This window comes from Kitasatospora sp. CMC57 (assembly GCF_045866025.2).
GTDB lineage: Bacteria > Actinomycetota > Actinomycetes > Streptomycetales > Streptomycetaceae > Kitasatospora.
The window spans coordinates 2,062,776-2,085,535 of the sequence record NZ_AP035881.2; the positions used below are offsets into that span (position 1 = coordinate 2,062,776).

Genomic DNA, 22,760 nt, shown 5'->3' on the forward strand with positions numbered 1-22,760 from the left:
CCTCCCTTCGCACCCCCCCATGACGCCGGCCCGCCACCACCGTGGCGGCGGGTCGGCGTTCGTCATGTCCAGGAGACATCAGATGAGATCACGTACCAGCCGGTCGGCCCTCCTGGGTGCGGCTCTCGCGCTCGCCGCGACCGTCGTGGGTGTCGGAAGCAGCGCCCAGGCCGCCTCAGTAGCCACCTGGGACAAGGTGGCCGCCTGCGAGAGCGGCGGCGACTGGAGCGTCATCAGCAGTAACCGCCTCTACTACGGCGGACTTCAGATCACCCTCACCAACTGGTACCACTACGGGGGCACCGACTACGCCCCGCGCCCGGATCTCGCCTCCAAGATGCAGCAGATCCTCATCGCGGAGAAGATCCTCGCCGACCAGGGCGCCGGGGCCTGGAGCTGCAGCCCCGGCACCGGGCTGGCCACCGACCATGCCGACCCCTACCCGTCGGTACCGGCGCCACCGGCCAATGGTGCGTTCTTCCACGACATCCGGCTGGCCAGCGGTGGCTGGACGGCGTTCGACGCACTCGACGGCCTCGATGGCGCACCGACCTTCAACGGTCCCGAGGCAGCGATCGCCGGTATGCCGGACGGTACCGCCCAGGTCGTGGGCATCGGCAATGACGGCAACGTGTATCACGAGACCCGTCTGACCAACGGTTCCTGGACCGGCTTCGCCCCCCTCAACGGCATCGGCACCTCCACCATGCAGGCCCGCAAGGTCGCCATCGCCGGCCTGCCGGACGGTACTTCGCAGGTCCTGGCGATCGGCAACGACGGGAACGTCTACCACCAGACCCGCCTCACCAGCGGTTCCTGGACCGGCTTCGCCCCCCTCAACGGCATCGGCACCCCGACCATGCAGGCCCGCGAGGTTGCCATCGCCGGCCTGCCGGACGGTACTTCGCAGGTCACCGTCATCGGGAACGACGGCAACATCTACCACGAGACCCGTCTGACCAACGGTTCCTGGACCGGCTTCGCCCCCCTCAACGGCATCGGCACCTCCACCATGCAGGCCCGCGCGGTCGCCATCACCGGCCTGCCCGACGGCACCTCGCAGGTCCTGGCGATCGGCAACGACGGCAACATCTACCACCAGACCCGCCTCACCAGCGGTTCCTGGACCGGCTTCGCCCCCCTCAACGGCATCGGCACCCCGACCATGCAGGCCGGCGCGGTCAGCATCGCCGGGATGCCGGACGGTACTTCGCAGGTCCTGGCGATCGGCAACGACGGCAACGCCTACCACCAGACCCGCCTGACCAGCTCCGACTGGACCGGCTTCCAGCCCATCGCGGGCTACGACGGCGCACCCACCTTCAACGGCCCCCGCGCCGCCATCACCGCCATGCCCGACGGCAGCGCCCAGATCCTCACCATCGGCCACTGATCAGCTCATCGCTGCGACAGGCGATCTGACGCCTCGTCCGCATGACGTTGTCGGCGACTCACCGCCACCTCGCGTGATCGCCCCGGCGGACCGCGACAGCACCGAACGCGCGATCCCCAACCCCACCAACTCACCCGAACGGAGAACCACTTCGATGTCTGCTGTCCGAAACACCCCCAAGGCCCGGAAGGCCGGCCTGACCGGCCTCGCCGCTCTGGCCGCCGCCGCCTCCTCCTTCACCGGCCTGATGGCGGCCCCGGCCCACGCGGACACCTCCACGATCGCCGCTACCGCCAACGCGGAGTTGTACAACGGCCCGTGCGCTCACGGCGGTTACGTCGCCGGCAACCACCAGTCGGACTCCTGCGACGGCGCGGGCGGACAGGCCGAGAGCTGGTGCGCCGACTTCGCGGGCTGGGTGTGGGAGCACAGCGGTGTCGCCCACACAAGGGACCTGTCCAGCGGGGCGGCGAGCTTCTACGACTACGGCCGCCGGTACGGCACCCTGCACAGCTACCCGCAGGTCGGTGACGCCATTGTGTACGACTTCAACAGCAGCACCGACTGGGCCAGCCACGTGAACCTGGTGACGGCGGTCGGCGACGGCTACATCAGCGTCGTGGGCGGCAACCAGGGTGGCGGCGAAGGCAGCGTGACCGGGTACAACATCACCGGATCGGTCAGGACCGGCACGGTGGTCGGCCCGAAGAAGATCAGCGGCTTCGTCTCGCCGGTCCTCTCCGCCACCACCAACCCCTCCGCGCTGCCCACCGGCACCCTGGTGAAGTCCGCTGCGGGGGCCGCGGTCAAGGTGATCGTCAACGGAGCCGGCCTGCCGATCGCCGGCTCGGATGTCAGCCCCGACCACTACGACCTGAGCCGGATCGTCGTGGTCGACGACGCGGCCTTCAACACCCTCCCGGCCGTCCCGCCGAGCGGCACCGTCGTGATGGACCAGTCCGGCGGCGACCCGGCCCGGTACGTGATCGTGGACGGCACCGCACTGCACATCGGCGCCTCCGACTGGACCGAGAGCGGCTACGACACCCGTGCGCTGATGGGCGTTCCGACCTCCTGGCTGAACGCCGCCCAGCAGGGCACGCTCGCCAGCGGGCTGGTCGTGATGGACCAGTCCGGCAAGGACCCGGGCCGCTACGTCATGGTGAGCGGCGCGGCGCTGCACATCTCGGCGAGCGAGTGGACCGCCGACAGCTACGACATCCGTGCCCTGATGGGCGTGCCGGGCGAGTGGCTGAGGGCGGCGGCCGCCAAGACCCCGCCGACCGGCACGGTGCTGATGGACCAGGCCGAAAACAGCGCGGGCCGGTACGTGATGGTCAACGGTGCGGCCGCGCACATCGAGGCGGGCGAGTGGGCCGCCGACGGCTACAACACCTGGCCGCTGATGGGCGCGCCCGGCGAGTGGCTGAACGCCGCAGCGGGCCGTCCGGCGACCGACGGCACCCTGGTCAAGGGTCAGGGCGGTGCCAGCGCCTCGGTGTACGTGACGGTCAACGGTTCGGCCCTGCCGGTGACCGCCGCCGAGTACTCCGGCGTCTGGAACAACGGCCCGGTGGCGGGCGCGCCCGAACAGTGGCTCGCCGCGAGCGTCGCCAAGCCGCTGGCCAACGGCACCGTGATCAAGAACGCCTCCGGCGCCGACTCCTCCGTCTACGTGATGGCCGGCGGAATGGCCGTCCCGCTCGGCGGTGCCGACTATTCGGGTCTCGGCTACGACAAGCAGCCGCTGCGCGGCGTCCCCGGTGCCTGGGAGGCCGCCGCCGTGGCCAAGGCCGCCCCTGCGGACGGCACGATGCTGCTCTCGCCCGACAGTGTCACCGTGTGGATGGTCGTCAACGGCGGGAGCAAGCGCGCGATGACCGCCGCCGAGTTCGGCACCGGCGGCCACAGCTTCTCCGAGGTGGTCGCGGTCCCGACCGCGCTCACCGCCAAGCTGCCGACCGTCCAGTAATCCCACCACCCAACCGGCCCCGTCCCGGCAGCCCCCGGCTGCCCGGGCGGGGCCTTGGCCATGCACCGGCTGACCGCTAGGGAGCCTGGAGCTCCGCCAACGTGGCGAGGATCATCCTGAGCACCGGCGAGTCCGCCGGCAGCGCCAGGGCCGCCTCGGCGGCGAGAGGGACCAGCAGGGCGAGGGCGGGCGGGCGGCCCTCGGTGACCTCGACGGCGCGAGCGTGGGCGTGGCGGAGCTGGAAGGTCAGCGGGTCGGCGGCCCCGAGCGAGCGGGCCGCGTCGGTGGCGACGGCCCGCAGCAGGCGGGTGGCCTGCGGCTGGTGCCACGGCTGGCGGCGGTGACGGACGGCGAACTGCCGGTAGGCGAAGGCCGCCCGGGCCCGCAGACCCGCCTCGGTGTCGGCGGTGCCGTGGGCCGGGTTGCGGGCCAGGGCCAGGCTGCCGCTGGTGTCAACCGTGCGCTGGACCGGGATCGGGGCCTGGTAGAAGGGCTCCCGTGGGGTCGGGAGCTGGGCCAGGTTGATCGCCAGGTGACGGTGGAGCAGGTCCAGGGTGAGGTGTTCGGGGCCGTCCGGTACGCCCTCCCCGAAGAGCCGGAGCAACTCCTCGGCGAAGCGGGTGAGCCGGGCCTCGGAGTTGAGCAGCGCCCGGCGGCCCCGGTCCACCGCAGCGAGCAGGTGCAGGTCGGCGGCGTAGGGATCGTCCAGCGCCAGGCCCGCGTAGCAGCAGTCCAGCAGTGCCACCCGGTGGGTGCCCTGACGGCCCATGGTGGCGAACACCGCGTCCGCGGAGAGCGACGTCCTGGCCACCTGCTCGGGCTGGTCGACGGTGCCGGGCAGCGCGAAGTACAGGCGCCCGGCCGTGCTGGTCACGCCGTGGCCCGCGTAGTAGAAGAGCAGGGCGCCCTCCGCCGCGGCCGCCACCGGGGCGATCCGGGCCAGCACCTCGTCGGCGCTCTGCGGATCGACCAGCCGCAGCACCCGCTCCGGCGCGAAGGTCCCGTCCGGTCCGCCGAGATGGTCGGCCAGCCGCTCCAGTGAGGCGACCGCCTCGGGCATGGCGGGAAGCTGGGCGTACGCGCCGACGGCGACCAGCACCGCCCAGGAGGTGGACCGGTCGGGCAGCAGCGGCAGGGCGCTCACTCGGCGAGGAACTCCGCCACCTGGTGCAACAGTTGGGCGCTGTCCCCGGTGGAGTCGGCGGAGATCCGCAGCTCGGTGCCGTCCGGACGGCGCAGCTCCAGCGAGACGCCCTTCCTCCGCAGCCGGGCCTCCAGCCAGACGCAGAGCGGGCCGATCACCAGCGGGCCGAGGTCGGCCGCGTACTGGACCGCGTCGGCGATGCCACCCTGCTCACCGGCCCGGGGCGGGCGGATCCGGCTGTTGGTCAGACCACGCAACTCGCCGTCCCGGTCGAGCTGTTGCCGCAGATCCTCGGCGGCCTCGCGGATCTCGTCGTCGGTGCCTTCGAAGGCGATGGTGAACTGGGACACGGCGGGGCCTTTCAGAACAGGGGTGGGAGGTCGGACGACGCGCCGACCGGCGGTGGCACGGGCGGTGCGGTCACCGGCGGCCTGGCGAACAGCCGGACGGTGCGGTTGGTGAACTCGTACGGGAGCCGGAACGCGGCCGCCGCCTCGTGGCGGTCGACCAGTCCGGAGAGCTCCTGCTCGACGTCACTCCAGTCCCCCGCGCCCACCGGCGGACGGTGCGACCAGGGCAGCGGGTCGAGCCCGAGGGCGGTGAAGTTCCGCCAGGCCAGGCCGCGTTCGGACGGGTCAAGGGTCAACACCGACCCGCCCATCTGGTCGGCGGCGAGCTGCGCCAGCCCAGGTGGCAGTGGTCCGGCGGCCGCCAGGGTGACCCGTAGCCGGAAGGCCGGGCCGAGGTAGCGGCGGATCGCGTCGTCGAAGAAGTCACGCCCCGCCTCGGCCGCCGGATCGCCCCGGCGGGCGCCCTGCCAGAGCGGATTACCGTCGACGGGCCGGGCCAACCGGCCGTACAGCTCGGCGAACTGGTGGAACAGCAGCCCGGCCTCGGGCAGCAACTGGACCGGCTCCAGCGCCACCGAGAGCGCGGTGGGAACGGGCTGCCTGAGCAGTTCGGTCCAGAGCAGCTCCCAGGACCGGCCGCTCGGTGCGAGCGGTACGGCGGTGGCGGCCTGCCGTCGGGGTGATCCCGGCCGGGTGATGGCCCTGACGTCGATCCGCTTGCGGATCTCCCGCAGGTCCACGGTGGCCGGCGGGCTTCCGTCCGCCGTGAGGGCGGTCAACTCGAAAGCCACGTCAGCCGGTTCGGCCACCACGTGGGCGGGCAGGCCGCCCAGTACGTCCTTGGCCGCGGCGACCGCAGCGGCCGGGGTCGGCCCGTCCGCCCGCGACAGCAGGGCGGCCCGGACCGGGCCGCCCTGACCGCCGGTGCAGCGCAGTTCGAACCGGCCGCCGGGGCGGCAGAGCCCGGTCAGCCAGGCCAGTTCGGCGGCCTCGGTCTCGGCCCGACGCTGCTCCTCACCGAGCGCGACGTACCCCCGGTGCTCGGCCAGCCCGGGCGCCGGGGCGATCCGCAGGGCCGCCCAGGCGGTGAACCCGCCGGCGCCGTCGGCACCGACCAGGACGCCGTCCTCCTCGCGCTGATCCACCGTCACCCCTGGGCGGCCGGGCCACCCGGCCACTCCCCGGGCGGCGCGACCGGCGGTGCGGGGGGCACCGGGCCGAACGACGGCGCCGGAGGCGCGACCGGCGGACGAGGCGGCTGCTGCCCCGGGAAGGAAGCGGTGGCACCCGACGCACCGGCGACCGGCGCACCCGCCTGCTTGACCAGCGGGATCCGCCCGTCCGGGAAGCCCGCGCTGAGCGGCACCTGGCGCCCCTCGATGGCCACCACCAGGCCCTCCCGGCAGGCGGCGTGCACGGCCTCGCGCATGGCGCGGATCTGCTCGGTCCTGGCCATCGCCCACTGCAGGTCGGCCTTGCCGGTGAAGTTGCCGAGGATGTCGCGGAAGTACTGGCCGATCAGCCGGCTCGCCCGCCGCGAGCGCCACATCTGCCAACCCAGGTAAAGGCCGTTGCCGTAGGTGAAGACCGCGACGTGCGCGGTGCAGTCCCCCTGGCTGAGGACCAGCCGCTTCACCAGGTCACGGCCGCCGGGACCGGCCGCCGTCCACTCGTCCTGGTGGGCCAGCGGGTAGCCGCGCTGCAGCACCACCCGCCGGATCTCCGCGTACGCCGAGTCGCTGTCGCCCCGCTCGTGCAGCAGCACCCGCCACTCGGCGATCGGTTCGATCACCCGCTGGAAGAGCAGGACCAGCAGGAAGGCGACCCAGGACGCCGGGAGGGCCGCCATCAGCAGGAAGACGCCGAACCCGCTGCCGTCACCGCTGTCGCCGTACCGGCTGCCGTAGCTGTTGACGGCGGAGTCGAACTCGCCGCCCGCCATGGCGATCAGCAGGCCCAGCACGCCGAGGCTCGCCGCGACCACGGTGCCGACGATCCAGGCGGGCACCACCAGGCCGAACAGGGTCCGCAGGCTGACCCGGTCGTCCAGGGCCGTCTCGACCGGCGCGTGCCGCAGGGTCTTGTCCAGGTAGGCGCTGTTCCCGTCGCCGCCGTCCCAGCCGGGCATGGGTTGGGGTGTGCCGGTTCTGATCATGCGAGTCCCCCTGGCTGACCATCAGTTCTCTTGGGCGGTGCACATGTTCGCACATGGACGAGCCGCTGTCAGACGAAGCGGGACCCCGGTCCGGGACCAGCTGGTGACGCCTGCCCCAGGCGTCCGGGACAGCGGGCTCCGCACGATGGGGAGCAGAACCGGACCCGGACCCGAGGAGGAGAGCGGCATGCGGCCGACCCCCACCATCACGGCAGTCGAGTACGCCGACGAGCTGATCGTCGCGGCGCCCGGCGGCGCCTCCGACGTGTACGCGATGCACGGCGGCCTGGCCGTCGCGCGCTGGAAGTGCCTGGCCCGCAGGCTCGGCCTGGACGGCACCTGGGAGGCGATCGAGATCTCCACCCTGCCGCCGGGCGCCGAGTGCGGCGTGCACCACCACAGCCGGACCGAGGAGCTGTACTTCGTGGTCTCCGGCCAGGGGGAGCTGCTGCTCGACGGCGAACTGCACCCGGTCGGGCCGGGCACCCTGATCACCAACCCGGTCGGGACCCGGCACCGGCTGAACAACCCGGGCACCGAGGACCTCGACTGGATCGTCATCGAAGTCATCAGCCCGCCGGTCGCCGCCACCCTGACGGGCGATCCGAGTCACTCCGGAAGGCACCTCATGAGCACCGCCACCGTCATCGACCTCGAAGCGCACGGTCCGGCCGACCTCACCACCCTGCTGAGCGGCCCGCTCCGCGAGGCCCGGCTGGTCACCCTGGGCCCGGGCGAGCGGGAGACCCTCAGGTCGGACGACCGCGAGCACACCCTGTTCGTCCTGAACGGCACCGGCCGGGCCGTGACCGGCAGGACCGAGGTGGTCCTGGCACCCGGCACCGGCGTCACCCTGCCGCTCGGCAGTCAGGTCACCCTGCGGGCCGACGGGCTGCCGCTTCGGTTCTTCACGGCCAGTCTGGCGGTGCCGAATGCCAGGGACGCCCGCCGACGGGACAACGGTTCGGCCGAGGGGAGCGCGGCGTGATCGTCTCCCGGACGGGTCGGGCCCCGCTCACCCTGCGCGACAGCGCCGTGCGCGGCACCGGGCAGTCACTGGCCCGCCGCGGCTTCTTCCACAGCGAAACCGAGGCGGTGGACCACCTGGTGCTCACCCCGGGCAGCCGGATCGACGGCCGGGGACGGGCCGGCACCGAGGAGATCTGGTTCGTGGTCAGCGGCGGCGGCCGGCTGGTCACCCCGGACGGCACCACCCTGCCGCTGCGCCGAAACGCCCTGGCGGTCTGCCCGCTGGACAGCGGCGCGGTGCTGCACGCCGGTCCGGCCGGGCTGAGCGCCGTCCTGATCGCGGTGGTGCCGCCCGCCCTGACCGACGCGATGCCGATCAGGTTCCCGGCCGGCGGCTGAACCACCGACAGCGGTCCGGCCCCGGGCTCCCGCACCGCCCCACCCCGGGCCGGACCGGACCGGACCGCCGGAGGTCAGCCGGCCAGCACCGCGGGCAGCTCCGCGATCGAGCCGAGCACATGGGTGGCACCGTCCGCGAGCAGCCGCTCCCGTTCGTGCGCACCGGTCAGCACCCCGGCCACCACCGAGGCGCCGGAGCGGACGCCGGTGAGCATGTCGTAGCCGGTGTCACCGACCACCGCGAGCTCGCGGACCGAGTCGGTGCCGGTGCGCAGCAGCGCGGTCAGCGCCAGGTCGGGGTACGGGCGGCCGCGGCCCGCCTCGGCCGGACAGAGCGTCAGGTCGGCGATGTCCTGCCAGCCGAGCGCGTCCAGGATCCGGTCCTGGGTGGCCCGGGAGAAGCCGGTGGTGAGCACCACCTTGCGGCCGGAGCCGCGCAGGTCGGCGATCGCCTCGGCGGCGCCGGGCAGCGCCGCGCAGTGGCCTTCGTCGACCAGCCGGTGGTAGGCCGCCTCGAAGTCCAGGTTGGCCTGCTGGGCCCGGTCCTCCGCGCCGAACAGGTGCCGGAAGACCGATATCTTCGACTCGCCCATGGTGGCCCGGACGTGCTCCAGCATCCGCCGGTGCTGTGCGCTGCCCGCCTCGACGCCCTGCCCGTCGGCGGCGGCCTGGAAGGCCCGCTCGACCAGCCCGTCGTCGGCCACGGTGGTCCCGGCCATGTCGAGCACGACCAGAGAGATGTCACTCATTGCAGATGTCCTTACAGGTTGGCGAGTCGGGCGGTGGTCTCGGCGATCGCGGGCGAGCAGGTCATCCCGCGCCCACCGGGCCCGGTGACCAGCCAGACACCGCTGCGCAGCTGCTGGCGGTGCACCACCCGGGCGGTGTCCACGCACTGCGCGTACACCCCGGCCCAGCGGTGCCTGATCCGGGGCAGCGGGCGGCCGAGCAACTCCTCGGCCACGGCGGCCAGATGCTCGTACGGCTCCTCGACCACGTCGAAGCCGAACGGCTGGTCGTACTCGTGGGTGTCGCCGATGGTCAGGCCGCCGTCCTGGCGCTGGACCATCAGCAGCTGCATCTTGTGCTCGGCCGCCACCGGGCCCTGCGGCTGGGCGGCGCGGAGCTGCTCCAGCGCGGGTCCGGCGAAGGCGGGGTAGTACCGGAAGCTGTCGCCGTCGGCCACCGAGGTGGGCAGCGGCTCGCCCAGCGGGTCGGTCTGCATCATCTGCAACCTGACCCTGCGGACCGGCAGTTCGGGCACCAGCTCGCGGACCAGGCCGCCGAGCCAGGCACCGGTGCAGAGGATCACCAGATCGCCCTGGTGGGTCCGCCCGTGGTCGTCCCGGACGGCGTTCTCGCCGACCACCTCGCGGACCTCGCGCCCGGGCAGGAAGGTGTAGCGGCCGGTGGCCTCCAGCGCGGCGCGCAGCGCGGGCTGGGCGATCCGGGGTTCGACGGCGGCGTCCCGGTCGCAGTGCAGCGCGCCGAGCAGCCGGCCGCGCAGGGCCGGGTTGGCCGTCCTGGTCTGCTCGGCGTCCAGCAGCCGGTAGCCCCGGGCGCCGGCGTCCGGTAGCTTCAACGCCTGCTCGGCCACGGCGAGTTCGGCCTCGGTACGGACCACTGTGAGCGAGCCGTTGTCCCGGAAGTGCACTCCGGGCACCCGGGTGCCGATCTCCTCCCAGAGCTCACGGGCCCGGAGCGCGACCGCCAGCTCCTCCCCCGCGGCCCGGCCGCTGACCCACACCAGGCCGAAGTTGCGCACCGAGGCGCCGCGCGCCTCGCTCTCGCGCTCCAGGTGGACGACCTCGTGGCCGCGTTCGACGGCCTGCCAGGCGTGCATGGTGCCCAGCACGCCCGCTCCTACGACGATGACTCTCATGGCGGCCAGACTGGAGCGCCCAGGTGTCCTACGGACGTCCGAACGGCAGCGCGGAGATTAACCGCCCCTCAAGAGTTGTACAGACAACATCTCCCCGACGTCCCGTCAGCGCAGCTCCCCGGCCATCGCCGGACCGGCGCCCAGGAACGGCCCGAACGGGCCACCGCGAGCCCGCTCCACCCACGGCGCGGCGCGGCCCGCCAGCAGGGCGAGCGGGACCGCCACCAGGATGCCGACCAGCGCACCGGCCAGCACGTCGTGCGGGTAGTGCGCCCCGACCCAGACCCGGGAGGCGGCCATCAGCAGCGCGGCCACCCCGCACGCCCAGCCGAGCGCCCGCCAGGCGAACCAGAGCCCGGTCGCGGCGGCGAAGGCGATCACCGAGTGGTTGCTCGGGAAGGACCAGTCGCCCGGCGGCGGGCAGGCCTCCAAGGGGAGGCTGCCGGACAGCTGCTGACAGGGCCTCACCTCTGCCACCAGGCTCTTGAGCACGAGGTTGACCAGGTAGGCGGCGACCACGATCAGCGGGGTCGCCAGCACCCGGGCCATCACCACCGGCCCTGCGACCCTGGCCCGCCACCAGCCGTAGAGCATGAAGAACGCGAAGACCACCAGGCCGACGTCCGTCCAGACCTCGACCACCCGGTCGAACCAGTGCGGGGCGTCCCGCGCCCAACCGGTCACCGTGGTGTAGAGGCCACCGTCGATCCCACTGCCGTCGTAGGCGAGGGGCGCGGACCTGAACGTCTCCTGAACAGATGCGATCACAGGGAGAACTACTACCAGAACCCGGACAACATGCAGGTGTCCGGCGAAACCTGACAGATCGTCTCCATACCGAACGGTCGAAAGATTTGCCAAGCCCCCCATTCGAACGGCCGACGGTCGTAACCTGTCTCGGGACACCACGGGACGGGGAGGCACCGGTTTGCTGGAGAGTCATCGCGCGGTCCCGCAGCCTCGCCGGACCCCGGAGGCCCTCGACCTGGCCCGACTGCACGACCGGACGATGTCGGGGGACGCCGACACCCCCGAACCCAGGCCGGAGATCGGGGACTCCTGGGAGCGGCTGCGCCGCCTCGGGCTCGACCCGGAGCGGGGCCGCAACGCCTACCGGCTGAGCCCGGCCGAGGTCGAACACCGGCGTCGGGAGACCCATCTCTCCGAGATCCTCCCGGTGCTCCGCTCAACCCTGCTGCACCCCACCTCCGGCATTCCGCTGATCCTCGCGATCAGCGACGGCGAGGGCCACGTGCTCTGGCACGAGGGCGAACGCCCGCTGCTGCGGATCGCCGACAGCATCGGCTTCGAGACCGGCGCCCGCTGGATCGAGGACGAGGTGGGCACCAACGGCATCGGCATGGCCCTGCGGGTCCGCCGCCCGATGCAGGTCCACTCCGCCGAGCACTACCTGCGCAGCCACCACGACTGGACCTGCGTGGCCGCCCCGATCCACGACCCGCGCACCGGACAGCTGCTCGGCGCGGTCAACCTCAGCGGACCGGCCCGCACCATGGCGCCCTACCTGCTGCCGCTCGCCGCCACCGCCGCCCGGCTGGCCGAGGCCGAACTGAGGGCCCGTCAGCTGGAGGCCCTGCACCGGCTGCGTACGGTGGCGACCCCGTTGCTGGCCCGGGTGGACCAGCCCGCCCTGGTGGTGGACAGCGCGGGCTGGACGGCCGTCGCGGTCGGCCTGCCGCCGGTCACCCGTCTCCGGCTACCCACCGAGGGCCTGGGCACCTCGCCCCGGCTCTGGCTGCCCGCCATCGGCGAGTGCGCGGTCGAACCGCTGGCCGACGGCTGGCTGATCCGCCCGCTCGACGGCGGCACCGGTCCGGACGGGCCGGCCGAGCGGACCGAGGGCGCCAGGATCACCCTGGACCTGCGCAGCAGCACCCGGCCCGAGCTCGGAGTCCTGGGCGCGGTGGGCAGCTGGTCGCACACCCTCAGCCCCCGGCACGCGGAACTGGTCCTGCTGTTGGCGGTGCACCGGGACGGCCTGAGCGCGGCCCAGCTCGCCGAGGCGCTGTTCGGCGACCGGGCCAGAACGGTCACCGTACGGGCCGAGATATCCCGGCTGCGGCGGTACCTGGGCGGCCTGCTCGACCACCGTCCGTACCGGCTGAGCCGCTCCGCCGAGGTCTCGGTGCTGCCCCCCGACGACCCGTACGACCTGCTGCCGACCTCCTCCGCTCCGGCCGTCCGGGAGCTGCGGGCCGATTTGCTGCGCGGGGCGCTCCGGCTGCCGGGGGCGGGGTGCGTCGGCTCCCACCCGCCGGGCCCCGGGGCCGGTCAGCCCTCGGCGAGCAGGGCGGAGAGCTGTTCGTCGGTCGGCCCCGCGGCCGCCTCGTCCTCGGCCGAGACGCACGCGTAGGTGCGGTCCAGCCAGGCCTTCACCCGCGGCTTGGAGACCTCCAACAGGGCCTGACCGTGCGGCGATTCGAGCGCCAGGTGCAGGGTCGAGCCGTGGCAGGGGCAGTACGCGGGCCACAGTTTGACGTCACCCTGGCCGCTCAGGCTCTGCAGTCCGTCCCGGAGCAGGTCACGCGAGAACACCCAGTCCGCCTCGTCCGAGCGGCCCAGGTGGAAGGTGAGCAGCACCTCGTAAGGCCGGTCCGGGTCGTACCTGAACCGGGTGCGCACCTCGCCCACCGAGTCCTCGTCGAGTGCGATCCGCAACATCAGGATCTCCTCCACCGGCCCGGGTTCGGGTCGGACCACCTCGTCGCCCGTGGGGGTAGCGGCGAACGGCGGGTTCGAGGCTGCTGACAGTGGGTCGCGCGGCATGACGATCTCTCCGAGGCGGCTGGGGTTCAGCCCAGCCTGCTGCAGTTCGCCCACCGCTGCAACGGTTGCAAGGGGGTTGCAACCGCCCTCCCAACTGCCGCTCCGAGCGCTCCCGGCACCGGGAGGGCCGACCGCACAGAAGCTTCATCAAGCTGTTTCGCACCGGACCTGGCGGACCGTCAGGTGACCGCTGGTAGTCTCTCCAGCACTCTGCCCGCGCCCGGGCGGTGTCATGCCCGGACGGTGGGGAGGGGGCGAGTTGAAGCTCCGCGAGGAGAGCGGGTCGGTGCGTTTCGCCGAGCGCGACGGACGGCAGTCCAGGCACGGCCGGCCGAAGCCGGTCGGGGCCCGCTTCCGCCTGCCCGGTTTCCGGTTCTCAGGTGCCGCGATGGCGATGTCCACCGTGGTCGGCATCAGCGTGGCCACCACCTGGCTGGTCAGCCAGCAGCAGAGCGTCGGACGGCCGCCCGGGGTCACCAACGTCGGTGCCAGCCCGCCCGCTCCGAGCCCCGACTCGGTCCCGCAGCAGGCGGCGACCGGCTCGCCCGCGCCCAGTGCGACGGCCACCACGCCCGAGACGCATCCCCGGACCACCCCGCCCCCGGCCCGCCCGGTGACCGCGGGCCCGACGCCGTCCAGGAGTGCCGCGCCGCTCTCGGCGACGCCGACCGCCGCGTCCGCCGACGCGCCGCCGGCCTCCCCTGGCCCGTCCGGATCCGCCGGACCGTCGACCGGTCCCACCCTCGGCCCGACGCCCGGCCTGGGCCCCACCCAGCCGCCGATCGCCGCCGCGCCGCCGCTGACCGGCAGCCCCACTCCCAAACCGCAGGACGTGCTGACCGGACAGGCCGAGAAGCGCCCGCTCGGTCTCTCGGGCACCCGGCACACCCTGGAGCTCACGGTGACCGCACCGGTCACCGCGCTGCAGGTGGAGTTCCGGCTCGACCGGCCGACCGCGCTGCCGGGCACCCTGCCCTGGAGCAACCTGCCGGGCACGGTGGTGACGGTCCTCCAGGAGCGCGGCACGGTGGTCTATCGCTTCACCCTCGCTCCGGGCCTGGACGTCGAGCCCGGCGCGTACGTTTTCGCCGTGCACGGCGTGACCTCGCCGACTTCACCCATCCCGCCCACCGCACCGGCTTCGCCGACGGCCCCGGCCGGCCCGCGTCAGGTATCCGAGGAGACCTGGACCGCCTCGGCTTTCGGCCTGCTGCACGAGCCGCGCGCGCTGGCCGTTCGGGGCGTCTTCAAGTGACGCGCCGGCGCGTCCACGGCTGACCCGCCGGCGCGGTGGTCCGGGTCGCCCCGGGCCACCGCGCACGGCTCAGCCCCGGATGCGGGCGGCCCGGGCCAGGTCGTCCACCTGGTCGGCCAGCACCCGGCGCAGCGCCGGGGTCAACTCGCCCTCCGCCAGCGTACGTTCGGCCAGCGCGACGGTCTCGGGCGTGGACCGGTCGGCCGGGAAGAGACTGCCGGCCAGCGAGCGGGCGATCATGTCACCACGCTGTCCGGCGGACGGGATCTCCGCGAAGTACCGTTCCACGTAGTCGCGCTGCAGCTCCTCGGAGCCGGACTGCCAGAACCCCTGGGCGGTAGCGTTCAGTTGGGCGTTGGAGAGTCCACCCGCCGGGTCGAACAGCAGGGACCAGGCGCGCGCCTTGTCCTCGGCGCCGGGCAGCGCGGCCCGGGCCCTGGCGGCGCCCTCGGCGGCCGTCAGACCTGGGTCGGCGGCCAGCTCGACCGCGATCCGCTCCTCGCCGATCACCCCGTGCACCACCAGCCGGAGCAGCGCGGCCCAGCGCAGCGAGGCGCTCAACTCCGCCCCGGCCACCCCGTCGGCCAGCCAGCACTCCAGCTCGGCGAGCTGCTCCGGTCCGGTCGCGTTCTCGATCGCGGACTTCAGCGCGGCCAGCCGCAGCCCCTGGTCGGCCTCCGGTCGGGCCATCAACTCCCTTGCCACCGAGGCCAGTCGGGCCTCTGCTGCCGGGCGGTCGGCCGGGGCCAGGCAGGGCATCAGCCGGAGCCGGCAGTAGGTGAGCACCGCCTCCACGATCGCGTCCACCGGCTCGGCCGGCAGGTGCGCGGCGACCAGGTCCAGGTAGGCGGAGGGCGGCAGTTCACCGTCCCGGGTGAGATCCCGGGCGTGCTCCCAGAGCACCGCGCGGGTCAGCGGGTCCTCGATCCGGGAGAGCGAGGAGGCGACGGTCCGCCAGGAGGCCTCGTCCAGGCGGATCTTGGCCCAGCTGAGGTCGCCGGAGTTCGGCAGCAGCAGGGCGGGGCGCGGTGCACCGGCCAGCTGCGGCAGGGCGGTCGGCCGGCCCGGCTCGACCTCCACCGCGAAGGACTCGCGCAGCACCGGCCGCCCGTCGCCGTCCAGGCCGAAGACGCCCAGGCCGACCAGGTGCGGACGGCTGCCCTCCGGGACCAGCTCGGCCGAGGCGATGGTCTCCCCGTCCTCCTGGTACGAGACCGCCAGGCGCAGCGTGTCCACCCCGCTGGTACGCAGCCAGCTCTCCGCCCAGGCGTGCACGTCCCGGCCGCTGCTCTGCGCCAACACGTCGAGGAACTCGGAGAGTTCGGCATTGCCGAAGCGGTGCCTGGCGAAGTGCTCGTTGATCCCGGCGAAGAACGCCTCGTCCCCCAGCCAGGCGACCAGCTGGCGCAGCGCGGCGGCGCCCTTGGCGTACGAGATGCCGTCGAAGTTGCTCATCGCCTCGGCGACGCTCTCCAGCCCGTTCGCGGCGATCGGGTGGGTGCTGGCGCGCTGGTCGGCGTCGTAGCCCCAGCCCTTGCGCTTCGCCGCGAAGCCGCTCCAGGAGTTGGAGAAGCGGGTGGCCTCGGCCGCCACCCGGTAGCCCAGGTACTCGGCGAACGACTCGTTCAGCCAGATGTCGTCCCACCAGCGCAGGGTGACCAGGTCGCCGAACCACATGTGGGCCATCTCGTGGGCCACCACCATGGCCCGCCCGGCCCGCTCGGCCTCGGTCGGCGCGGAGTGGAAGAGCATCTCCTCGGCGAACACCACGCAGCCCGGGTTCTCCATCGCACCCCAGTTGAACTCGGGCACGAAAGCCTGGTCGTAGCGGCCGAACGGGTAGCGCTGGTCGAAGAGTTGGTGCAAGCGGTCGAAGGACTGCCGGGTCACCTCGAACAGCTCGGCGGCCTCCCGGTCCAGGTCGGCGGCCAGTGCCCGGCGGCCGTGCAGGCCGAGCGGGATGCCGTCGTGCTCGGAGTACACCGAGTGCAGCGGCCCGGCCACCACGGTGAACAGGTAGGTGGAGATCGGCAGCGTCGGCTCGAACTCCCAGCGCCCCTCGGCGACCCGCTTGCCCGCGCCGTTGGCGAGCACCGTCCAGTCGGCCGGTGCGGTGGCGGAGATGGTGAGCGGCGCCTTGAGGTCGGGCTGGTCGAAGCAGGGGAAGACCAGCGAGGCCAGGTCGGGCCCGCAGGTCGCGTACAGGTAGACCGCGCCGTCGGCGGGGTCGGTGTAGCGGTGCAGGCCCTCGCCGGTGCTGGAGTAGTTCTGGTCGGTCTCCAGCAGCAGCTCGTTCTCGGCCAGCAGGCCGGTCAGCGGCAGCCGGTTGCCGTCCAGGGCGGCCGGGTCGAGCTCGGTGCCGTTCAGCACGGCCCGGTGCAGGGTCTGCGGGCGGAGGTCGAGGAAGGTGTCGGCACCGGCCTCGGCGCTGCCGAACCGGATCACGGTGGTGCAGCCGAACACCGTCCCGCCCCGGGTCAGGTCGAGGTCGATGGTGTAGCCGTGCACCTGGAGGAGTCGGGCACGGGTGCGTGCCTCGGTACGTTGAAGAGCTGGCATCCCTGCATGCTTCCCCAGCCCGGCACCCCGTTCAAGGGCATTCCGCTCAGAGCGGCACGGCGTCGGCTCGGGTCTGACCGGCCGTCCTTTGGCTACGCTCAGGGATGACACCGGCGAGTTGAGCGCGTACCAGGAGGAGCACAGTGACGACGGTCCTGACCCAGGGCGGCAACGCACCGTTGACCGCGGCCAGGGTGACGGTCGAGGTGACCGCACCCAAGGCGCTGGACGTCTCGGGGCTGCTGCTGACCGAGTCCGGCAAGGTCCGCTCGGACGCCGACTTCGTCTTCTTCAACGCGCCGAACGGGCCCGGGGTGACACACCGTCCGGCCTCCGGCGGCTCGCCCGACGCGATCACCGTCGACACCGGCGCGGTGCCGGCCGGGATCGAGAAGATCGTGGTGACCGCCAGCCTGGACGACGCTGGGGCCACCTTCGCGGGCACCGAGCCGACCGCCACCCTGCGGGACGCCGACACCGGCGCCGTGCTGCTCACCTTCACCCCACCCCGGCTGACCCGGGAGACCGCCCTCGTGGTGGTCGAGGTCTACCGCCGGGCCGGTGCCTGGAAGGTCCGCGCGGTCGGCCAGGGGTACGCCAACGGGCTGGCCGGGATCGCCACCGACTTCGGCGTCTCGGTGGACGACTCCCCCGCCCCGCCGCCGATGCCGACCGCCGCACCGACCCCCACCGCGCCCGCGGCCACCACCACTCCCCCTATGCCGGTCACCCCGCCCGCCGTACCGGCCTCGCTCACCAAGGTCACCCTGGACAAGGGCAGGGTCAGCCTGACCAAGGGCGGTTCGGTCTCGCTGGAGAAGAACGGCAAGCCCTTCCTGTCGGCGGTCCGGATGGGCCTGGGCTGGGAGCCGGCCGGCCGGGGCCGCAACATCGACCTGGACGCGTCCTGCATCGCCTTCGACGCTCAGCGGAACAAGATCGAGACCGCCTGGTTCATGAAGCTCTCGATCTTCAACGGCGCGATCGCCCACTCCGGCGACAACCTCACCGGCGAGGGCTCGGGCGACGACGAGGCGATCACCGTCCACCTGGAGGGCCTTCCGCCCGAGGTCTGCGGCCTGGTCTTCGTGGTCAACTCCTTCTCCGGCCAGAAGTTCACCGACGTCAAGAACGCCTACTGCCGTCTGCTGGACGCCGGTTCGGGCCAGGAGCTGGTCCGCTTCGACCTGACCGGCTCCGAACCGCAGACCGGCGTGGTGATGTGCAAGCTGGTCCGCCAGTACTCCGGCGAGTGGGTGATGACCGCCATCGGCGAGTACGTCAGCGCCAAGACCGCCCGCGCCATGGTGAAGCCGGCCGGCGCGATGCTCTGACGGTACGACAGGAGGGGCCGGCGACGATGTCGCCGGCCCCTCCTGTCGTACCGTCAGCCCCGGGTGGCCATCGCCCGCAGGAAGAAGGTCAGGTTCGCCGGACGCTCCGCGAGGCGACGCATGAAGTAGCCGTACCACTCCTGCCCGTACGGGAGGTAGACCCGCATGGTGTTGCCGGCCTCGGCGAGCCGGAGCTGCTCCTCCGGGCGGATGCCGAAGAGCATCTGGTACTCGAAGCTGTCCCGGCCCCGGTGGTGCCACTCGGCCAGCTGGCCGGCGATCTTGATCATGTTGGGGTCGTGCGAGGCGACCATCGGGTAGCCCTCGCCGTTCATCAGGACCTTGAGGGCCCGGACGTACGCCAGGTCGACGTCGCGCTTGCCCTGGAAGGCGACCGACTCGGGCTCCTTGTAGGCGCCCTTGCAGATCCGCACCCGGGACCCGGCGGTGGCCAGGTCACGGCAGTCCGCCTCGGTGCGGCGCAGGTACGCCTGGAGCACCACGCCGAGCCACGGGAAGTCGGCGCGCAGCTCGCGGGCGATCGACAGGGTGGAGTCGGTGGTGGTGTGGTCCTCCATGTCCAGGGTGACCGTGGTGCCCGCGTCGGCGGCGGCGGCGCAGATCCGCCGGGCGTTCTCCAACGCGATCTTCTCGCCGTCCACCGGCAGGAACTGGCCGACCGCCGAGAGCTTGACCGAGACCTCGGCGTCGGCGGCCAGACCGGTCTCCTTGAGCGCGGCGAGCAGGTGCTCGTACGCCTCGGCGGTGCCGGCCGCCTGCTCGGCGTCCTTGGTGTCCTCGCCCAGGTGGTCCAGGGTCACCTTGCGGCCGGTGGCGATCAGTTCGTCGGTGGCGGAGACCGCCTGGTCGAGCTGCTCACCGGCGACGAAACGCTCGACTATCGCGTGGGTGGGCGGGAACTTCTCGACGACCGTGCGCACCTGCGGGGAGCGGGAGGCGGCGAGGAGGGCGGAACGGAGCATCGGTACTCCTGGCGGTGTTTCAGCAGGGGGAGAGGGGGTGGGGCGGCGGCGAGGGTGTTGCCGCCGCCCCAAGGAGGTGCCGCGCGCTGCGCGTCCCAAGAAGGGTGGCGGCGGGCGACGGGTGGGCTGGTCAGCCCATGTGCGGGTAGCGGTAGTCCGTCGGCGGGACGAACGTCTCCTTGATGGAGCGGGTCGAGGTCCAGCGCATCAGGTTCTGCTTGGCCCCGGCCTTGTCGTTGGTGCCGGAGGCCCGGCCGCCGCCGAAGGGCTGCTGGCCGACCACGGCACCGGTCGGCTTGTCGTTGATGTAGAAGTTGCCCGCCGCGTGACGGAGCTTCAGCATCGCGTGCTGGACGGCCTCGCGGTCCTGCGCGATGATCGCGCCGGTCAGCGCGTAGCTGGACACCGACTCCATCTGGGTCAGCATCGCGTCGTACTGGTCGTCCTCGTACACGTACACCGAGAGGATCGGGCCGAAGTACTCCTCGCGGAAGTACTCGGCCGCCGGGTCCTGGCAGACCAGCACGGTCGGGCGGACGAAGTAGCCGACCGAGTCGTCGTACGTGCCACCGGCCAGCACCTCGACCTGCGGGTCGGCCTGGGCGCGGTCGATCGCGGCCTTGTTCTTGGCGAAGGAGCGGTCGTCGATCACGGCGCCCATGAAGTTCGACAGGTCGGTGACGTCACCCATCGTCAGGCCGTCCACCTCGTCCCGGAACTCGTCCTTCAGCGAGGCCCAGAGCGAGGCCGGGACGTAGGCGCGGGAGAGCGCCGAGCACTTCTGGCCCTGGAACTCGAAGGCGCCGCGGGTCATCGCGGTCTTGAGCACGGCCCGGTCGGCGGACGGGTGGGCGACCAGGAAGTCCTTGCCGCCGGTCTCGCCGACGATCCGCGGGTACGAGCGGTAGTTGGCGATGTTCGCGCCGACCTCGCGCCACAGGTGCTGGAAGGTCGCGGTGGAACCGGTGAAGTGGATGCCCGCCAGCTCGGGGCGCTTGAGCGCGACCTCGGAGACGTCCCGGCCGTCACCGGTGACCATGTTGATGACGCCCTTGGGCAGACCGGCCGCCTCCAGCAACTGCATCAGCAGGTGCGCGGAGAACTGCTGGGTCGGGGAGGGCTTCCACAGCACCACGTTGCCCATCAGGGCCGGGGCGGTGGGCAGGTTGAGCGCGATGGCGGTGAAGTTGAAGGGCGTGATCGCGTAGACGAAGCCCTCCAGCGCGCGGTGGTCGCTGCGGTTCCAGACGCCCTCGGAGGAGATCGGCTGCTCGGCAATGATCTGCCGGGCGAAGTGCACGTTGAAGCGCAGGAAGTCGACCAGCTCGCAGGGGGTGTCGATCTCCGCCTGCTGGGCGGTCTTGGACTGGCCGAGCATGGTGGCGGCGGCCAGCGTCTCGCGCCAGGGGCCCGCCAGCAGGTCGGCGGCCTTCAGGAAGATCGCGGCGCGGGAGTCGAAGGAGAGCGCCTGCCAGGCCGGGGCGGCGGCCAGGGCAGTGTCGATGGCCTCGCGCGCGTCGTCCTGGGTGGCGTTGCGCAGCGTGCCGAGCCTAGCCGCGTGGTTGTGCGGCTGGACGACGTGGAACTCGGAGCCGCCGCCCATGCGGCGCTCCCCGTTGATCGTCATGGTCAGCTGGACCGGCTCCTGGCCGCCCAGCTCCTTCAGCTTTGCCTCCAGTCGGGCCCGTTCGGGGCTCCCCGGGGCGTAGCTGTGGACCGGCTCGTTCACCGGCGCGGGGACCTGGGTCACAGCATCCATGAGCGCGCGCTCTCCTTCTCGTCACGGGAGGCCGGTGAGGGTCGCACTCCGGCCGTGGGGAAACGCTAGCCCGGCCGCCCCGGGCAGCAGATTGGCCGGGCGGCCAAAGTCATCCGTTCGGAGTTGTCGGACCGGATGAAGAGCTGTCCGGAACGCGACTAAAGTCTGTTCCGTTCCCACCGAGGAGGAGGCCGCAGGTGACCACCGCAGGGCTGCCGCTGCGTCGGCTGCTGATGGCGCTGGGCGAACCGCTGGTCGAGTTGCAGGCCGCACCGGCCGGGCTCGACGTGCCGGTGCGGGACGTGGCGATCCTGGATCCGGAGGACCCGGCGACCGCACAGCCCGGGGAGCTGGTGCTCGCGATCGGCGCCCGGGGTCGGGCCGCGCTGCCCGCGCTGCGGGCGGCCGGGCGGGCGAAGGCCGCCGCCGTGGCGGTGAAACTGGATGCGCCCGGCCAGGCCGACGCGCTGCGCGAGGCCGCCACCGAGGCCGGGGTGGCGCTTCTCAGCGTCCGCCGGGAGACCCGCTGGGAGCACCTGGACTCGCTGGCCCGGGCGATCATCGCCGGCCCCGACGCGCCGGAGACTCCCGAGCACAACGCCGGCGACCTGTTCTCGCTGGCCCAGACGGTGGCCGCGCTGACCGGCGGCATCGTCAGCATCGAGGACACCTCCAGCCGGGTGCTGGCGTACTCGCGCTCCTCGGACAGCGACGAGGTCGACGATCTGCGGCGACTCTCCATCCTGGGCTGGCAGGGGCCCGAGCCGTACCTCTCCAAGCTCCGCGAGTGGGGCATCTTCCAACACCTGCGCAGCTCGGACGCGGTGATCGGGATCGACCCGCACCCGGAGCTGGGCATCCGGCGCCGGCTGGCGATCGGCATCCGGGCCGGGGCGCAGCCGCTGGGCACCATCTGGGTCCAGGAGGGCGCCCGGCCGCTGGCACCGCTGGCGGACCGGGCACTGGTCGGCGCGGCCCGGGTCGCCGCCGCCCAACTGGTTCGCAGGCGGCGGGAGTTGTCGGCGGACGTCCGGCTCACCCAGACCCTGCTGACCGGCCTGCTGGAGGGCTCCACCGGACCGCAGTCACTGGCCACCCACCTCGGCCTGGAGCTCCGCCGCCCGGCCACCGTGCTGGCGTACGCGGCGAGTTCCCCCTCCGAGGGCTCCGACCTGGAGCTCACCCGGGCCGAGGTGACCGGCCTGATCTCGGTGCACACCGCCGCCAGGCACCGCTCCGCGCTGCTCGCCCCGATCGACTCCCGGGTCTACGTGCTGCTGCCCGAACTCCCCGCCGGGCTGCCGATGGCCACCGTCCGGGACTGGGCGCAGGAGGTGGTGGTGGCGGCCCGCGAGCACCTCGGGGTACGGCTGCGGGCGGCGATCGGTTCAACCGTGGACGGTCTGGCGGCCGTGCCCGACTCCCGGGCCCAGGCCGACCGGATCCTGGACGCGATGGGGCGTGGCGGGGTGGCAACCGAGGTCGCGGCGCTGATCGACGTCCAGGCCGAGGTGCTGGTGAGCGAGGTGCTGGCGCTGCTCCAGGAGCGGGTCGGCCTGCGCGACCCCCGGCTGACCGCGCTCGCCGAGTACGACCTGCGGCACGGCACCCGGCTGGCCGAGTCGGTGCTCGCCTGGCTGGACGCGCTCGGCGAGGTCAGGGTGGCGGCCGACGCGCTGCACATCCACCCCAACACCCTGCGCTACCGGGTGCGCCGGGCCGAGCAGTTGACCGGCATCGACCTGACCCAGCCGCAGCAGCGACTGCTGGCGATGCTCCAGCTCCGGCTGCCGGCCGAGAACTCCTGACGGAACGACGG

At 72.9% G+C, this 22,760-nt stretch carries 19 protein-coding genes; 8 read left to right on the top strand and 11 right to left on the bottom strand.

The window, feature by feature from the left end:
- Positions 1-82: 82 nt before the first annotated feature.
- Together ACKUU6_RS09225 and ACKUU6_RS09230 are read left to right on the top strand one after the other, a co-directional pair.
- On the top strand, positions 83-1,393 hold the full coding sequence (locus ACKUU6_RS09225; protein WP_407988001.1) for a transglycosylase family protein: 1,311 nt from the start codon (positions 83-85) through the stop codon (positions 1,391-1,393).
- Between the two features lie 154 nt (positions 1,394-1,547).
- The gene (locus ACKUU6_RS09230; protein ID WP_407988002.1) at positions 1,548-3,365 is read left to right on the top strand and encodes a CHAP domain-containing protein; all 1,818 of its coding nucleotides are present in this window, start codon (positions 1,548-1,550) and stop codon (positions 3,363-3,365) included.
- Between the two features lie 76 nt (positions 3,366-3,441).
- Here ACKUU6_RS09230 and ACKUU6_RS09235 read toward each other — a convergent pair whose 3' ends face one another.
- The 4 genes from ACKUU6_RS09235 to ACKUU6_RS09250 are packed head-to-tail and all read right to left on the bottom strand — an operon-like array spanning position 3,442 to position 7,014.
- Entirely contained in the window at positions 3,442-4,509 is a 1,068-nt protein-coding gene (locus tag ACKUU6_RS09235; RefSeq protein ID WP_407988003.1) for a caspase, EACC1-associated type, read from the bottom strand.
- Complete coding sequence (locus ACKUU6_RS09240) at positions 4,506-4,859, bottom strand: effector-associated constant component EACC1 (RefSeq protein WP_407988004.1); 354 nt, start codon at positions 4,857-4,859, stop codon at positions 4,506-4,508. The genes ACKUU6_RS09235 and ACKUU6_RS09240 overlap by 4 nt, the downstream gene beginning before the upstream one ends.
- An 11-nt stretch (positions 4,860-4,870) precedes the next feature.
- Positions 4,871-6,004, bottom strand: a complete 1,134-nt coding sequence (locus ACKUU6_RS09245; protein ID WP_407988005.1) for a hypothetical protein — start codon at positions 6,002-6,004, stop codon at positions 4,871-4,873.
- A 2-nt stretch (positions 6,005-6,006) separates the two neighbouring features.
- Entirely contained in the window at positions 6,007-7,014 is a 1,008-nt protein-coding gene (locus ACKUU6_RS09250; RefSeq protein ID WP_407988006.1) for a hypothetical protein, read from the bottom strand.
- 187 nt (positions 7,015-7,201) lie between these two features.
- Here ACKUU6_RS09250 and ACKUU6_RS09255 point away from each other — a divergent pair, with 187 nt between their 5' ends.
- Positions 7,202-8,002, top strand: a complete 801-nt coding sequence (locus tag ACKUU6_RS09255) for a cupin domain-containing protein (protein WP_407988007.1) — start codon at positions 7,202-7,204, stop codon at positions 8,000-8,002.
- A complete protein-coding gene (locus tag ACKUU6_RS09260) occupies positions 7,999-8,382 on the top strand; it encodes a hypothetical protein (RefSeq protein ID WP_407988008.1) in 384 nt (127 codons plus the stop codon). The genes ACKUU6_RS09255 and ACKUU6_RS09260 overlap by 4 nt, the downstream gene beginning before the upstream one ends.
- Before the next feature lie 74 nt (positions 8,383-8,456).
- Here the strand turns inward: ACKUU6_RS09260 and ACKUU6_RS09265 are convergent, their stop codons facing one another.
- From ACKUU6_RS09265 to ACKUU6_RS09275, 3 genes are all read right to left on the bottom strand, one after another.
- Positions 8,457-9,131 carry a phosphonatase-like hydrolase gene (locus ACKUU6_RS09265; protein ID WP_407988009.1) on the bottom strand — a complete coding sequence of 225 codons (675 nt, stop codon included), beginning with the start codon at positions 9,129-9,131 and terminating at the stop codon, positions 8,457-8,459.
- Positions 9,132-9,142: 11 nt separating this feature from the next.
- On the bottom strand, positions 9,143-10,264 hold the full coding sequence (locus tag ACKUU6_RS09270) for a TIGR03364 family FAD-dependent oxidoreductase (RefSeq protein ID WP_407988010.1): 1,122 nt from the start codon (positions 10,262-10,264) through the stop codon (positions 9,143-9,145).
- 105 nt (positions 10,265-10,369) lie between these two features.
- A complete protein-coding gene (locus tag ACKUU6_RS09275; protein WP_407988011.1) occupies positions 10,370-11,032 on the bottom strand; it encodes a phosphatase PAP2 family protein in 663 nt (220 codons plus the stop codon).
- A 160-nt stretch (positions 11,033-11,192) separates the two neighbouring features.
- On the opposite strand from ACKUU6_RS09275, the gene ACKUU6_RS09280 reads away from it, so the two are divergent.
- A complete protein-coding gene (locus ACKUU6_RS09280; RefSeq protein ID WP_407988012.1) occupies positions 11,193-12,638 on the top strand; it encodes a helix-turn-helix domain-containing protein in 1,446 nt (481 codons plus the stop codon).
- On the opposite strand, the gene ACKUU6_RS09285 is transcribed toward ACKUU6_RS09280, so the two are convergent.
- The gene (locus ACKUU6_RS09285; protein ID WP_407988013.1) at positions 12,557-13,105 is read right to left on the bottom strand and encodes an SsgA family sporulation/cell division regulator; all 549 of its coding nucleotides are present in this window, start codon (positions 13,103-13,105) and stop codon (positions 12,557-12,559) included. The two genes, ACKUU6_RS09280 and ACKUU6_RS09285, sit on opposite strands and share 82 nt — an antisense overlap.
- Before the next feature lie 205 nt (positions 13,106-13,310).
- Between ACKUU6_RS09285 and ACKUU6_RS09290 the strand changes: the two genes are divergently transcribed.
- Positions 13,311-14,306 (top strand): hypothetical protein, encoded by a 996-nt coding sequence (locus ACKUU6_RS09290; RefSeq protein WP_407988014.1) that lies wholly within the window; start codon positions 13,311-13,313, stop codon positions 14,304-14,306.
- Positions 14,307-14,375: 69 nt separating this feature from the next.
- Here ACKUU6_RS09290 and pepN read toward each other — a convergent pair whose 3' ends face one another.
- Positions 14,376-16,865, bottom strand: coding sequence for an aminopeptidase N (gene pepN, locus ACKUU6_RS09295; protein WP_407988015.1), 2,490 nt, complete (start codon positions 16,863-16,865; stop codon positions 14,376-14,378).
- A gap of 155 nt (positions 16,866-17,020) precedes the next feature.
- On the opposite strand from pepN, the gene ACKUU6_RS09300 reads away from it, so the two are divergent.
- The gene (locus ACKUU6_RS09300) at positions 17,021-18,199 is read left to right on the top strand and encodes a TerD family protein (protein ID WP_407992073.1); all 1,179 of its coding nucleotides are present in this window, start codon (positions 17,021-17,023) and stop codon (positions 18,197-18,199) included.
- 53 nt (positions 18,200-18,252) lie between these two features.
- Here the strand turns inward: ACKUU6_RS09300 and ACKUU6_RS09305 are convergent, their stop codons facing one another.
- Positions 18,253-19,182: a proline dehydrogenase family protein gene (locus ACKUU6_RS09305; protein WP_407988016.1), complete on the bottom strand. Its 930-nt coding sequence runs from the start codon at positions 19,180-19,182 to the stop codon at positions 18,253-18,255.
- Between the two features lie 130 nt (positions 19,183-19,312).
- Positions 19,313-20,941: an L-glutamate gamma-semialdehyde dehydrogenase gene (pruA, locus tag ACKUU6_RS09310; protein ID WP_407988017.1), complete on the bottom strand. Its 1,629-nt coding sequence runs from the start codon at positions 20,939-20,941 to the stop codon at positions 19,313-19,315.
- A 197-nt stretch (positions 20,942-21,138) separates the two neighbouring features.
- On the opposite strand from pruA, the gene ACKUU6_RS09315 reads away from it, so the two are divergent.
- Positions 21,139-22,749, top strand: a complete 1,611-nt coding sequence (locus tag ACKUU6_RS09315; RefSeq protein WP_407988018.1) for a PucR family transcriptional regulator — start codon at positions 21,139-21,141, stop codon at positions 22,747-22,749.
- Positions 22,750-22,760 lie beyond the last annotated feature (11 nt).

Bases quoted from the DNA above. Each gene is read 5' to 3' on its own strand.
- ACKUU6_RS09225 (WP_407988001.1), top strand. From the start codon at position 83: ATGAGATCACGTACCAGCCGGTCGGCCCTCCTGGGTGCGGCTCTCGCG.
- ACKUU6_RS09230 (WP_407988002.1), top strand. From the start codon at position 1,548: ATGTCTGCTGTCCGAAACACCCCCAAGGCCCGGAAGGCCGGCCTGACC.
- ACKUU6_RS09250 (WP_407988006.1), bottom strand. From the start codon at position 7,014: ATGATCAGAACCGGCACACCCCAACCCATGCCCGGCTGGGACGGCGGC.
- ACKUU6_RS09255 (WP_407988007.1), top strand. From the start codon at position 7,202: ATGCGGCCGACCCCCACCATCACGGCAGTCGAGTACGCCGACGAGCTG.
- ACKUU6_RS09265 (WP_407988009.1), bottom strand. From the start codon at position 9,131: ATGAGTGACATCTCTCTGGTCGTGCTCGACATGGCCGGGACCACCGTG.
- ACKUU6_RS09270 (WP_407988010.1), bottom strand. From the start codon at position 10,264: ATGAGAGTCATCGTCGTAGGAGCGGGCGTGCTGGGCACCATGCACGCC.
- pepN (WP_407988015.1), bottom strand. From the start codon at position 16,865: ATGCCAGCTCTTCAACGTACCGAGGCACGCACCCGTGCCCGACTCCTC.
- ACKUU6_RS09305 (WP_407988016.1), bottom strand. From the start codon at position 19,182: ATGCTCCGTTCCGCCCTCCTCGCCGCCTCCCGCTCCCCGCAGGTGCGC.
- pruA (WP_407988017.1), bottom strand. From the start codon at position 20,941: ATGGATGCTGTGACCCAGGTCCCCGCGCCGGTGAACGAGCCGGTCCAC.